The organism is Pseudomonas siliginis (assembly GCF_024072275.1).
Taxonomy (GTDB): Bacteria; Pseudomonadota; Gammaproteobacteria; order Pseudomonadales; family Pseudomonadaceae; genus Aquipseudomonas; species Aquipseudomonas siliginis.
The window spans coordinates 144093-160377 of the sequence record NZ_CP099598.1 but is presented as its reverse complement, the minus strand read 5'-3'; the positions used below and the strand labels follow the sequence as shown (position 1 = coordinate 160377).

Genomic DNA, 16285 nt, shown 5'->3' with positions numbered 1-16285 from the left:
GTCGGATGATGGCAACCCTAAAGACCGTATGTCGGAAAGTTCAAAACAGGAACTGGATGACAGGCTGAAGGACAGGTCGCCGCGGAAATATCAATGTGACATTAGTGGGGCGATTGTTTAGGATGGCTCCCAGAAGGTCAATAGTTTGGCATAAAGTTAATCGCGATAATTTATAGCCAGATTATTGACGGAAATACAGCGTCAATAAGTTATCCATTTATAGAAAGTACGTCCAGACTGAAGTGGCGCCGACGCCCGTCAGGTCCATGGAAGTCAACTGAATGTGACACCCCGGAGAGTCTTCAATGAGCAGTGTTGTTGCCGTCGTCAAAAGCATTGTCGGTCAGGTTTTCGTGGTGTCCCCAGAGGGCGTGCGTCGCGTACTCGTTGAAGGCGATCGCCTGTATGTCGGCGACCAGATCGATACCGGTCTGTCCGGCGCGGTGTCGCTGGAACTGGCCGATGGCCGCATGCTCGATCTGGGCCGTGACACTCAGTGGAGCGCCAGCTCGCCTGACTCCAGCACTGACCTGGCCGAAGCCACGGCGCAGGCTGCGCCTTCTGTAGAAGAACTGCAGCAAGCCATCGCCGCCGGTGTCGACCCGACCACCGCACTCGAATCCACCGCGGCCGGCCCGACCGCCGCAGGTACCGGCGGTGCGGCCGGTGGTGGTCACAGCTTCGTCATGCTCGACGCTACCGCTGGCCGCGTCGATCCGACCATTGGCTTCCCCACGGCGGGCATCAATTCTGCCGGGCAAGTCGCGCAGGACACCACGGGCGGCCTGACCACCGACACCACCACCAACGCACTGCGTGACTCGACCCTGAGCCTCAGCGCCACGCCGACCATCACCGAAGCCGGCGGCGTGCTGGTGTACACCGCGACCCTGACCCAGGCGCCGCTGACCGACCTGACCATCACCCTGTCCAACGGCGCAGTAATCGTCATTCCCGCCGGCGCCACCACCGGCACCGTCAACGTGCCGCTGGCACCGAACGACACTGTCTATAACGACCCGACCCAGATCGACGTGACCGTCACCGGCACCAGCGGCGGCAACGGCATCACCGTGACCCCGCCGACTATCCCGGCGACCACGCAAGTGACCGACACTGTCGACACCACTACCGTCACGTTGACGGCTGGTTCGAGCGTGACCGAAGGCAGCCAGATTACCTACACCGCGACGCTGACTAACCCGGCGCAGACACCGGTTACCGTCACCCTGTCGAATGGCTCGACCATTACCATTGGCGCTGGCCAGACTAGCGGCACCGTCAACGTGCCGACCCCAGCCAATGACGTCTACAACAATGGCAGCACCGTCAGCACCACCATTACCAGCGCTACCGGCGGCAACTTTGAAAACCTGGTGCCAAGCAACACGCCTGCGGTCACCACGATCACCGATTCTGTAGACAACACCGGCCTGACCCTGACTGCGACCAACAATATCGTTGAAGGCGGTCAGATCACTTACACCGCGACACTGACCAATCCGGCGCAAACCCCGGTAACTGTCACTCTGTCCAACGGTTCGACCATCACCATTGCTGCTGGCGAAACCGTGGGCACCGTCAACGTGCCGACTGCGGTCAACGACGTCTACAACAATGGCGGCACCGTCAGCACCACGATCACTGGCGCAACTGGCGGCAACTTCGAAAACCTGGTGCCAAACACCACGCCAGCCGTTACCACGATCACTGATTCGGTTGATGACACCGGCCTGACCCTGACTGCGACCAACAATATCGTTGAAGGCGGTCAGATCACTTACACCGCCACCCTGACCAACCCGGCGCAGACGCCGGTAACCGTCACTCTGTCGAACGGTTCGACCATCACCATCGCGGCTGGCGAAACCGTAGGTACCGTCAACGTGCCAACAGCGGCCAATGACGTTTACAACAATGGCAGCACCGTCAGCACCACGATCACTGGTGCAACCGGTGGCAATTTCGAAAACCTGGTGCCAAGCAACACGCCTGCGGTCACGACGATCACCGATTCGGTCGACAACACCGGCCTGACCCTGACTGCGACGAATAACGTCGTCGAAGGCGGCCAGATCACTTACACCGCGACGTTGACCAACCCGGCACAAACCCCGGTAACCGTCACTCTGTCCAACGGTTCGACCATCACCATTGCAGCCGGCGAAACCGTCGGCACCGTCAACGTGCCGACTGCGGCCAATGACGTCTACAACAATGGCAGCACCGTCAGCACCACGATCACTGGCGCAACTGGCGGCAACTTCGAAAACCTGGTGCCAAACACCACGCCAGCCGTTACCACGATCACTGATTCGGTTGATGACACCGGCCTGACCCTGACTGCGACCAACAATATCGTTGAAGGCGGTCAAATCACTTACACCGCGACCCTGACCAACCCGGCGCAAACCCCGGTAACCGTCACCCTGTCCAACGGCTCGACCATCACCATTGCTGCCGGCGAAACCGTTGGCACCGTCAACGTGCCAACAGCGGCCAATGACGTTTACAACAATGGCAGCACCGTCAGCACCACGATCACTGGTGCAACCGGTGGCAATTTCGAAAACCTGGTGCCAAGCAACACGCCTGCGGTCACGACGATCACCGATTCGGTCGACAACACCGGCCTGACCCTGACTGCGACGAATAACGTCGTCGAAGGCGGCCAGATCACTTACACCGCGACGTTGACCAACCCGGCACAAACCCCGGTAACCGTCACTCTGTCCAACGGTTCGACCATCACCATTGCAGCCGGCGAAACCGTCGGCACCGTCAACGTGCCGACTGCGGCCAATGACGTGTACAAGAATGGCAGCACCGTCAGCACCACGATCACTGGCGCAACTGGCGGCAATTTCGAAAACCTGGTGCCGAACACCACGCCAGCAGTCACTACGATCACCGACTCGGTCGACAACACGGGCCTGACCCTGACAGCGACCAACAACATTGTTGAGGGCGGTCAGATCACCTATACCGCGACACTGACCAATCCAGCGCAGACGCCGGTTACCGTCACCCTGTCGAACGGCTCGACCATCACCATTGCTGCGGGCGAAACCGTCGGTACCGTCAACGTGCCAACAGCGGCCGACGACGTCTACAACAATGGCAGCACCGTCAGCACCACGATCACTGGCGCTACCGGTGGCAATTTCGAAAATCTGGTGCCAAACACCACACCAGCCGTGACCACCATCACCGACTCGGTCGATGACACTGGCCTGACCCTGACCGCGACCAACAACATCGTTGAAGGCGGTCAGATCACTTACACCGCGACACTGACCAATCCGGCACAAACCCCGGTAACCGTCACTCTGTCGAATGGTTCGACCATTACCATCGCGGCCGGCGAAACCGTCGGCACCGTCAACGTGCCGACGGCGGCCAATGACGTCTACAACAATGGCAGCACCGTCAGCACCACGATCACTGGCGCTACCGGTGGCAATTTCGAAAACCTGGTGCCAAGCAACACGCCTGCGGTCACCACGATTACCGATTCGGTGGATGACACTGGCCTGAGCCTCAGCGCCACCGGTTCCGTGGCCGAGGGTGGCCAGATCACCTACACCGCCACGCTGACGAATCCGGCCGGCACCCCGGTAACCGTGACCCTGAGCAACGGCTCGGTGATCACCATTGATGCCGGCAAAACCACCGGCACCGTTAGCGTTCCAGCGCCGGCCGATGACGTCTACAAAGACGCCGGCCAGGTCGAAGTCAGCATCAAGGACGCCACCGGCGGCAACTTCGAAAATCTGGTGCCGAACACTACGCCGGCTGTGACCGAAATCACTGACACCGTCGATACCTCGACGGTGAAGCTGAGCGCAGACACCTCGGTTGCCGAAGGCGGCACCGTGACTTACACCGCCACCGTCGGCGCGCCAGTCACCGGTTCGCCTGTGGTCGTGACGTTGGCCAACGGTCAGAACATCACCATCGCCGTCGGCCAGACCACTGGCTCCATCACCTACACTGCACCGAACGATGCCTTGACCGGCAACGCTCCGCTGACCAATTCGATCACTGGCGTAACCGGTGGCAACTACGAAAATCTGGTGGCGGACAAAACTCCAGTTTCGACCACCGTCACCGACGTGGCCGACACCACCAATCTGTCGCTGAGCGCGACCGCTTCCGTGGCTGAAGGCGGCCAGATCACTTACACCGCAACCTTGACCAATGCTGCTGGCTCGCCAGTGACCGTGACCTTGTCGAACGGCGCCGTCATCACCATCAAGGCAGGCGAAACCAGCGGTAATGTGAGCTTCCCGGCTCCGTCCGACGACGTCTACAAAGACGCCGGCTCCGTGCAGGCCACCATCACCAGCGCCACCGGCGGCGACTTCGAGAATCTCGTTCCGAGTACCACGCCAGCGGTCACTCAAGTCACCGACACCATCGATACCTCGACGGTCAAATTGACCGCCGACACTTCGGTCGCTGAAGGCGGCACCGTCACCTACACCGCCACTGTCGGCGCGCCCGTCACCGGCTCGCCAGTTGTCGTGACCCTGGCCAACGGCCAGAACATCACCATCGCCGTCGGCCAGACCACCGGCAGCGTTACCGCCCCGGTATCGAATGACGTGCAGATCGGTCACGCACCACTGACCAACTCGATCACCAACGTCAGCGGTGGCAACTACGAGAATCTGGTCGCCGACAAGACCCCGGTCAGCACCACTGTGACCGACACCGTCGACACCACCAGCGTCGCGCTGACTGCCACCGGCAACGTCAACGAAGGCGGGCAGATCACCTACACCGCGACGCTGAGCAACCCGGCCGGCGCGCCTGTGACCGTGAATCTGAGCAACGGCTCGGTCATCACCATTGAAGCCGGCAAGACCACCGGCACCGTGACCGTTCCGGCACCTGCCGATGACGTCTACAAAGACGCCGGCAAAGTCGAGGTGACCATCAAGGACGCCACCGGTGGCAACTTCGAAAATCTGGTGCCGAGCACTACGCCTGCGGTGACCAATGTTGCCGACACGGTCAACACCACGCACCTGACCCTCAGCGCAGAAAGCTATGTGCTCGAAGGCTCTTCGATCACTTACACCGCAACGCTGACCAACGCCGCGCAGACGCCGGTGACCGTCAACCTGAGCAATGGCCAGACCATCACCATCGAAGCCGGCAAGACCAGCGGTTCGGTGACGATTGCCGCACCGAGCGATGACGTCTACAAGGACGTCAGCAAGCTCACCGTAACCATGACCGATGCCAGCGGCGGCAACTTCGAGAAACTCGACGTCAGCAAGACCCCGGTCAGCACCACGGTCAACGACACCGTCGACACAACCGCACTGACCCTGACTGCCAGCGATACCGTCAGCGAAGGTGGCCAGATCACCTACACCGCGACCCTGAGCAATCCGGCCGGCACTGCGATGACCGTGACCCTGGCCAACGGCGCGGTGATCAACATTGCCGCTGGCGCGACCAGCGGCTCGGTGAATTTCCCGGCGCCCGCCAACACCCCGTACATCGATGGCAGCAACGTGCGGACGGCGATCGCCAGCCACAGCGGCGGCAATTTCGAGCGCGTCGAGGCCGATCGTTCAGCTGTGGTGACCAAAGTCACCGACGCCGTCGACACCACCAACATCAGCCTGAGCGCCACCGGCAGCGTTGCCGAGGGCGGCTCGATCGTCTACACCGCCACCCTGAGCAATCCGGCCGGCACCGCCATGAGCGTGACCCTGAGCAACGGCGCGGTGATCAACATTGCCAAGGGTGCGAGCACTGGCACTGCGACCGTCGCCGCGCCTGGCGATGATGTGTACAAGGACGCCGGCAAGGTCGATGCGAGCATCGCCAAGACCAGCGGCGGCAACTTTGAAAATCTGGTGATCGACAAGACGCCTGCGGTAACTGATGTCACCGACACCATCGACAACAGCACCGTTGCGCTGACCGCCAGCGCCAGTGCGGTGGAAGGCGGCGTGGTTGTATACACCGCGTCCGTGACCGCACCGGTCACCGGTTCGCCAGTGCTGGTGACTCTGTCCAACGGCCAGACCATCACCATTCCGGTCGGCGCCAGCAGCGCCAGCGTCAACTTCACCGCGCCAAACGATGCACAGGCCGGCGGCAACACTCTGAGCGTGAAAATCGACGGCGCCAGCGGTGGCAATTACGAAAATCTCGTCGCCGACCAAACCCCGGCGGTGACCTCGGTAACCGACGTCGCCGACACCACCAACCTGTCGCTGTCCGCGACCGGCTCCGTCGCCGAGGGCGGTTCGATTGTCTACACCGCGACCCTGAGCAACCCGGCCGGTACCCCGGTGACCGTAAATCTGAGCAACGGCGCGGTGATCACCATCGAGGCCGGCAAAACCAGCGGCACCGTCACCGTTCCGGCACCTGCCGATGACGTCTACAAAGACGCCGGCAAAGTTGAAGTCACGATCAAGGACGCCACCGGCGGCAACTTCGAAAACCTGGTGCCAAGCACCACGCCAGCGGTTACTGATGTCACCGACACCGTCGACACCTCGACGGTCAAACTGACCGCCACCGAAACCGCGGCCGAAGGTGGCACCGTCACCTACACCGCCACCGTCGGCGCGCCGGTCACCGGTTCGCCTGTGGTCGTGACCCTGGCCAATGGTCAGAACATCACTATCGAAGTCGGCAAGACCAGCGGCAGCGTGAGCACCACCGCGCCGAACGACGTCCTCTCCGGCCACGCGCCGCTGACCAACTCGATCACCAACGTCAGCGGCGGTAATTTCGAAAATCTTGTCGCCGACCAGACCCCGGTCAGCACCACCGTGACCGACACCGTCGACACCACCAACCTGTCGCTCAGCGCGACCGGCGCGGTGAACGAAGGCGGCCAGATTACCTACACCGCAACCCTGAGCAACGCCGCCGGCACACCGGTCACCGTGACCCTGTCGAACGGTGCGACAATCCTCATCGAGGCCGGCAAATCCACCGGCACCGTGACCGTCGATGCACCGAAAGATGACGTCTACAAAGACGCCGGCAGCGTTGAAGCGACCATCCAGAGCGCAACCGGCGGCAACTTCGAAAACCTCGTCACCAGCACAGCGCCGGCGGTGACCACGGTCAACGACACCATCGACACCACCACCGTGTCGCTGAGCGCCACTGCGAACGTCGCTGAAGGCGAAACCGTGGTCTACACCGCGACCGTGGGCGCGCCAGTGACCGGTTCGCCGGTCACCGTCAGCCTGTCCAACGGCCAGACCATCACCATCGCCGTTGGCGAAACCACCGGCAGCGTCAACTACGTCGCGCCGAACAGCCCGCTGGCGGGCGGCAGCTCGTTGAGCGTGACCATTGATGGCGCCACGGGTGGCAATTACGAAAAACTGGTGGTCGACGGCAAGTCCGCAGACACCGTGGTTTCCGACACTACCGACACCACCAATCTGAACCTGAGCGCCAGCGACTCGGTCGCCGAAGGCGGCCAGATCACCTACACCGCAACCCTGACCAACCCGGCCGGCACACCGGTGACCGTGACCCTGTCGAACGGCGCCACCATCACTATCGATGCAGGCAAAACCACCGGCACCGTGACCGTCGACGCACCTAAAGATGACGTCTATAAAGATGCCGGCAAAGTCGAAGTGACCATCGAGGGTGCGACCGGCGGCAACTTCGAGAACCTGGTGCCAAGCGCGGTTCCAGCGGTGACGAATGTCACCGATACCATCGACACTTCGACGGTCAAACTGACCGCCGATACCTCGGTCGCTGAAGGCGGCACGGTCACCTACACCGCCACTGTGGGTGCTCCGGTCACCGGCTCGCCTGTGGTCGTGACTCTGGCCAACGGCCAGACCATCACCATCGGTGTCGGCCAGACTACTGGCACTGCAACCGCTGTTGCTGCGAACGATGCGCTGACCGGCAACGCCCCGATCACCAACTCGATCACTGGCGTAACTGGCGGCAATTTCGAAGATCTGGTTGCAGACAAAACTCCAGTTTCGACTTCTGTCACGGACGTTACCGACACCACCAACCTGTCGCTGAGTGCGACCGGTTCCGTGGCCGAAGGTGGCTCGATCGTTTACACCGCTACGCTGACCAACGCCGCTGGCTCGCCAGTGACCGTGACCTTGTCGAACGGCGCTGTCATCACCATCAAAGCAGGCGAAACCACCGGCAATGTGACCGTTGCGGCACCGTCCGATGACGTTTACAAAGACGCCGGTTCCGTCCAGGCGACGATCACCAGCGCCACCGGCGGCAACTTCGAAAACCTGGTACCAAGCACTGCTCCGGCCGTGACGACAGTCACCGACACCATCGATACCTCGACCGTCAAACTGACCGCCGATACTTCGGTCGCTGAAGGCGGCACCGTGACTTACACCGCCACAGTCGGCGCTCCGGTCACCGGCTCGCCAGTTGTGGTAACTCTGGCCAACGGTCAGACCATCACCATCGGCATTGGCCAGACTACTGGCACTGCAACCGCTGTTGCTGCGAACGATGCGCTGACCGGCAACGCCCCGATCACCAACTCGATCACTGGCGTAACTGGCGGCAATTTCGAAGATCTGGTTGCAGACAAAACTCCAGTTTCGACTTCTGTCACGGACGTTACCGACACCACCAACCTGTCGCTGAGTGCGACCGGTTCCGTGGCCGAAGGTGGCTCGATCGTTTACACCGCTACGCTGACCAACGCCGCTGGCTCGCCAGTGACCGTGACCTTGTCGAACGGCGCTGTCATCACCATCAAAGCAGGCGAAACCACCGGCAATGTGACCGTTGCGGCACCGTCCGATGACGTTTACAAAGACGCCGGTTCCGTCCAGGCGACGATCACCAGCGCCACCGGCGGCAACTTCGAAAACCTGGTACCAAGCACTGCTCCGGCCGTGACGACAGTCACCGACACCATCGATACCTCGACCGTCAAACTGACCGCCGATACTTCGGTCGCTGAAGGCGGCACCGTGACTTACACCGCCACAGTCGGCGCTCCGGTCACCGGCTCGCCAGTTGTGGTAACTCTGGCCAACGGTCAGACCATCACCATCGGCATTGGCCAGACTACTGGCACTGCAACTGCTGTTGCTGCGAACGATGCGCTGACCGGCAACGCCCCGATCACCAACTCGATCACAGGCGTAACTGGCGGCAATTTCGAAGATCTGGTTGCAGACAAAACTCCAGTTTCGACTTCTGTCACGGACGTTACCGACACCACCAACCTGTCGCTGAGTGCGACCGGTTCCGTGGCCGAAGGTGGCTCGATCGTTTACACCGCTACGCTGACCAACGCCGCTGGCTCGCCAGTGACCGTGACCCTGTCGAACGGTGCTGTGATCACCATCAAGGCTGGCGAAACCAGCGGTAATGTGACCGTTCCGGCACCGTCCGATGACGTCTACAAAGATGCCGGTTCCGTCCAGGCAACGATCACTAGCGCTACCGGTGGCAACTTCGAGAATCTGGTACCGAGCACAGCTCCGGCCGTGACGGCTGTCACCGACACCATCGATACCTCGACAGTCAAACTGACCGCCGACACTTCGGTGGCTGAAGGCGGCACCGTGACCTACACCGCCACAGTCGGCGCTCCGGTCACCGGCTCGCCAGTTGTGGTAACTCTGGCCAACGGCCAGACCATCACCATCGGTGTCGGCCAGACTACTGGCACTGCAACCGCTGTTGCTGCGAACGATGCGCTGACCGGCAACGCCCCGATCACCAACGCCATCACCAACGTCAGCGGCGGCAATTTCGAGAATCTCGTCGCCGACAAGACCCCGGTCAGCACCACCGTGACCGACACCGTCGACACCACCAATCTGTCTTTGAGCGCCACCAACTCGGTGGCCGAAGGTGGCCAGATCACCTACACCGCGACCCTGACCAACGCCGCTGGCTCGCCAGTGACCGTGACCCTGTCGAACGGCGCCGTGATCACCATCAAGGCTGGCGAAACCACCGGCACCGCAACTGTTCCTGCACCGTCCGACGACGTTTACAAAGACGCCGGTTCCGTCCAGGCAACGATCACCAGCGCTACCGGTGGCAACTTCGAGAATCTGGTACCGAGCACAGCTCCGGCCGTGACGACAGTCACCGACACCATCGACACCTCGACCGTCAAACTGACCGCCGACACTTCGGTGGCTGAAGGCGGCACCGTGACCTACACCGCCACCGTCGGCGCTCCGGTCACCGGCTCGCCAGTGGTTGTGACTCTGGCCAATGGTCAGACCATCACCATCGGCGTCGGCCAGACTACTGGCACCGCAACCGCTGTTGTTGCGAACGATGCGCTGACGGGCAACGCTCCGATCACCAACTCGATCACTGGCGTGAGCGGCGGCAATTTCGAAGATCTGGTTGCGGACAAAACTCCAGTTTCGACTTCTGTCACCGACGTTGCCGACACGACAAATCTGTCCTTGAGCGCCAGCAATTCGGTGGCGGAAGGTGGCCAGATCACTTACACCGCGACCTTGACCAACGCCGCTGGTTCGCCAGTGACCGTGACCTTGTCGAACGGCGCTGTGATCACCATCAAGGCTGGCGAAACCACCGGCACCGCAACTGTTCCTGCACCGTCCGACGACGTCTACAAAGATGCCGGTTCTGTGCAGGCGACGATCACTAGCGCTACCGGTGGCAACTTCGAGAACTTGGTACCGAGCACAGCTCCGGCCGTGACGACTGTCACCGACACCATCGATACCTCGACAGTCAAACTGACCGCCGATACATCGGTGGCTGAAGGCGGCACGGTCACCTACACCGCCACTGTGAGTGCTCCGGTCATCGGCTCACCTGTGGTCGTGACTCTGGCCAACGGTCAGACCATCACCATCGGCATTGGCCAGACTACTGGCACTGCAACCGCTGTTGCTGCGAACGATGCGCTGACCGGCAACGCCCCGATCACCAACTCGATCACAGGCGTAACTGGCGGCAATTTCGAAGATCTGGTTGCAGACAAAACTCCAGTTTCGACTTCTGTCACGGACGTTACCGACACCACCAACCTGTCGCTCTCGGCGACCGGTTCTGTGGCTGAAGGTGGCTCGATCGTTTACACCGCTACGCTGACCAACGCCGCTGGCTCGCCAGTGACCGTGACCCTGTCGAACGGTGCTGTGATCACCATCAAGGCTGGCGAAACCAGCGGTAATGTGACCGTTCCTGCACCGTCTGATGACGTCTACAAAGATGCCGGCTCTGTGCAGGCGACGATCACCAGCGCTACCGGTGGCAACTTCGAGAATCTGGTACCGAGCACAGCTCCGGCCGTGACGACAGTCACTGACACCATCGACACGTCGACCGTCAAACTGACCGCCGATACTTCGGTGGCTGAAGGCGGCACCGTGACTTACACCGCCACCGTCGGCGCGCCGGTAACCGGTTCGCCTGTCGTCGTGACTCTGGCCAACGGCCAGACCATCACCATCGGCGTCGGCCAGACCACTGGCACCGCAACCGCTGTTGCTGCGAACGATGCGCTGACTGGCAACGCTCCGATCACCAACTCGATCACTGGCGTAACCGGCGGCAACTTCGAAGATCTAGTCGCCGACAAAACTCCGGTTTCGACTTCTGTCACCGACGTTACCGACACTACAAATCTGTCGCTCAGCGCCACCAACTCGGTGGCCGAAGGTGGCCAGATCACCTACACCGCGACCCTGACCAACGCCGCTGGTTCGCCAGTGACCGTGACCTTGTCGAACGGCGCTGTGATCACCATCAAGGCTGGCGAAACCACCGGCACCGCAACCGTTCCGGCCCCGTCCGATGACGTCTACAAAGACGCCGGTTCCGTCCAGGCAACGATCACTAGCGCTACCGGTGGCAACTTCGAAAACCTGGTACCGAGCACCACGCCAGCCGTGACCAGCGTCACCGACACCATCGACACCACCACCGTAAAACTGAGCGCAACCGCCACAGCGGCAGAAGGCGGCAACGTCGTCTACACCGCGACCGTCGGCGCGCCAGTCACCGGTTCGCCAGTGGTGGTCACTTTGGCCAACGGCCAGAACATCACCATCGCGGTCGGCCAGACTACCGGCACCGTAACTGCCGTCGCACCGAACGATGCGCTGACCGGCAACGCGCCGCTGACCAACTCGATTACCAACGTCAGCGGCGGCAACTTCGAAAACCTCGTCGCCGACAAGACTCCGGTCAGCACCACCGTGACCGACACCGTCGACACCACCAACCTGTCGCTCAGCGCGACCGGTTCCGTGGCCGAAGGTGGCCAGATCACTTACACCGCGACCCTGACCAACGCCGCTGGCTCGCCAGTGACCGTGACCCTGTCGAACGGTGCCGTGATCACCATCAAAGCGGGCGAAACCACCGGCACCGTGAACGTTCCAGCGCCAGCTGACGACGTCTACAAAGACGCCGGCACCGTGCAGGCGACCATCAGCAGCGCCACCGGTGGCAACTTCGAAAAACTGGTATCGAGCACCACGCCAGCAGTGACCAGCGTCACCGACACCATCGACACCACCACCGTCAGCATCACTGGCAGCAGCTCGGTGACCGAAGGCCAGACCGCCAGCTATACCGTCAGCCTCAATCACCCGGCGCAGACCGAAGTGACCCTGAAAATCGTCTACAGCGGCACTGCTGCCGACGGTTCGGACTTCACCGGCGTGTACACCGTGAAGATCCCGGCGGGCGCCAGCAGCGCGCAGTTCAACGTCGTCACCCTCGATGACAAGATCACCGAAGGCACCGAGAACTTCGTGGTCAAGATCGATTCGGCTACCGGCGGCAACTTCGAGAACCTCGCGGTCAGCAGCACCAATGGCAGCGTCAGCACCTCGATCATCGACAACGATGCGCCACCGGTGCTGGATCTGGATGCCAACAACTCCAGCGGTGCGACCGGTGCCGATTACAAAGTGACGTTCACCGAGAACACCCCGGGCGCCGGCGTGTCGATCGCTGACACCGACATCAGCATCACCGACCCGGACAGCACGATGCTGACCGGCGCCACTGTGGTACTGACCAACCGTCAGGACGGCGATGCGCTGAATCTGGGCAATAGCGTCAACGGCATCACCATCAATGCCAACAGCACCAACGGCACGGTGACCCTGACCCTCTCGGGTAACGCGACCCTGGCCGACTACATGCAGGCCATCAAGAACATCAGTTTCACCAACAGCAGCGAAAACCCGAGCACCGTGCCGCGCGTCATCACCGTGACGGTGACTGATGGCGGCAATTACTCCAACACCGCGACGACCACGGTCAACGTGGTGGCGGTCAACGATGCACCGGTTGCTGCGCCGAGCAATGTCACCGGCAACGAAGACACGCCGCTGGTACTCGGCTGGTCGACCTTCGGCGTCAGCGATGTCGACAGCCCGGCGAGCAGCCTCGGTATCAAGATCACGCAACTGCCGGGCGAGGGCAAACTGCAGTATCTGGACGGCTCGACCTGGAAGGATGTTGCCAACAACCAGACCTTCAGCAAGGCCGACATCGACGCCGGCAAGCTGCGCTTCCTGCCGGATGCCAACGAGTCGGGCACCAACGGTTATGGCGGCACCGGCCTGGGCAACAATCAGGCGGACTACGCGCAGATCAAGTTCCAGCCTACCGATGGCCAGACGCTGGGCAGCACCGGCACGGTGAAGATCGACATCACGCCAGTGGCGGATGCGCCGACCGTAGCCGTGGCTGACAACAGCGTGAAATCCACCGGCCTGATCAAGGAAGTCTGGACCGGTCTCGCGGGGCTGGGCACTGACGGCAGCGGCGCGAACTCGACCACCCTGAAAAACGTGATCGACGCCGCCGGCAAACCGAACTCCAGCGGCAACGTCACCAACGTGCAGTCTGACGGCAGTGTCGCCGCCGGTACGGCGTCGAAGACCTCGGGCCTGATCTACCTGGAAGCCGGCAAGACCTACAGCTTCAGCGGCGTGGCCGATGACAGCCTGCTGATCACCATCGGCGGCAAGAACGTGGCGTCGGGTACCTGGGGCGCGGGCGGTGCGATCAACGGCTCGTTCACCCCGACCACCAGCGGTTACTACACGCTCGACATCTACCACCACAATCAGAGCGGCCCGGGCAGCTACGACGTCAACCTGTCGGTCAACGGCGGCACGCCAATCGATCTGAGCAACGCCGGCGTGCCGATCTACACCGGTGTGCAGGACCTGATCAACTCGGGCGTGACCGTCTCCGATCTGCACGGCACCAACGGCGAAGGTTATTACGACGGCTACAAGCTCAACACCGGCGCTGAAGGCACCACGGTGAAACTGTCGGCAATCAGCACCGCGCTGACCGACACCGACGGCTCGGAAACCCTGAGCGTGAAGATCAGCGGCGCACCGGTCGGTTCGGTGCTCAGCGATGGCGCGGGGCATACCTTCACCGTTACCGCGAGCAATGGCGAAGCCAACGTCACCGGCTGGAACCTCGGCTCTCTGACCGTGACTCCGCCGACCTACTACAACGGCCAGTTCAACCTGACCGTGACCTCGACGTCCACCGAACAGGTCGGCGGCTCGGCAAGCAGCACCGCGACCATTCCGGTCACGGTAGTGCCTGCGGTGTACAACGCGGTCACCGCCACCTCGGGTGATGACAACGTCATCGGCACCGACGCCAACGACATCATCGTCGCTGACATCGGCGGCCTGACCGTGGTGCCGGGCACCAACTACAACATTGCGTTCATGGTCGACAGCTCGGGCAGCATGAGCACTTCGTCGCTGAACGCCGCGAAAGACTCGCTGACCTCGGTGTTCAACAGCCTCAAGCAAAGCCTGGGCGGCAGCAACTCGGGCACGGTGAACATATTCCTGGTGGACTTCGATACCCAGGTCAACAAATCGGTGTCGGTGAATCTCAACGACCCGAACGCGCTGACGATGCTCAAAGCCGTACTCAACTCGATGGGCTCTGGCGGCGGTACCAACTATGAGGACGTGTTCAAGACCACGGCCAACTGGTTCCAGAGCGCCGACGCAGTGGCCAACACCGGGGCGAAGAACCTCACGTACTTCATCACCGATGGCCAGCCGACTTACTACCAGACCGGCGAGCAGACCAACCCGACGCTGTATGGCAACGTGAAACTCGACAGCGTGGTAAACACCAGCAACTACAAGCAGGGCGACACGTTCAGCACCTACATCGACAACTCGCACTACCTGACCATCAACAGTGCCGGCAGCGTTGTGCTGCAAACCTACAACTCGTGGTGGGGCTGGAGCAGCGAGACCCTGGGCACGATTCATGCGCAGGGCGACGGTACTTATGAATTGTCGAACCTCGCGGGTACCGGCAACAGCACCAACTCGTCGACGACCAGCAACTCGACCAGCGGCTTTGCCTTGTTGAGCGGGTTGTCGAGCGTCGAAGCCATTGGTCTGAACAACGACGTCAGCCTCAACGACCTCAAGCCGTACGATTCGGACAAAACGCCGCAAACCAACATCGATCCGAAGGACCTGGCCAACTCGATCATCGGCCATACCGAAGCGACGATGCCGGGTAACGACACCGTCAACGGTGGCGAAGGCAACGACATCCTGTTCGGCGATCTGGTCAGCTTCAACGGCATTGCCGGCGAGGGTTACCAGGCGATGCAGGCGTTCGTTGCCAAAGAGACCGGCGTCGACGTCAGCAAAGTCACCACCAGCAACGTGCACCAGTACATCACCGAGCACTATCAGGCGTTCGATGTGTCCGGCGCGCACGACGGCAACGACACGCTGCTCGGTGGCGCAGGCAATGACATCCTGTTCGGCTCGGGCGGCAACGACCTGCTCGACGGCGGCAAAGGCAATGACATCCTGCTCGGCGGCACCGGCAACGACACGCTGATCGGCGGTCAGGGCAACGACATCCTCATCGGCGGTTCCGGTGGCGACACCTTCGTCTGGAAATCGGGCGACACCGGTAGCGATGTGATCAAGGATTTCAAAGCCAGCGAAGGCGACCGCATCGACCTGCGCGACCTGTTGCAGGGCGAGACCGGCAGCACGATCGACAACTTCCTGAAGATCACCACAGTGGATGGCACGTCGTCGCTGCAAGTCAGCTCGGCGGGCAAATTCAACTCGGGCGATGCCGCTGCGGCCACGCCGGACGTGACGATCAAACTGGAAGGCAACAATTGGGCGAGCGCCAACCTGCACAACCTGATTGCCGGCAGCGATCCGACCATCAAGGTCGATCACAACAACAGCTGAGGCTGAAACAACAACGGCCGCCTCTTGTGAGGCGGCCGTCG

At 61.6% G+C, this 16285-nt stretch carries 1 protein-coding gene; it reads left to right on the top strand.

What is annotated here, in order from left to right; translation table 11 throughout:
* Positions 1–305 precede the first annotated feature (305 nt).
* Entirely contained in the window at positions 306–16244 is a 15939-nt protein-coding gene (locus NF676_RS01255; protein ID WP_252887096.1) for a LapA family giant adhesin, read from the top strand.
* Positions 16245–16285: the final 41 nt, after the last annotated feature.

Coding starts and splice junctions, on each gene's coding strand:
- NF676_RS01255 (WP_252887096.1), top strand. CDS start 306: ATGAGCAGTGTTGTTGCCGTCGTCAAAAGCATTGTCGGTCAGGTTTTC.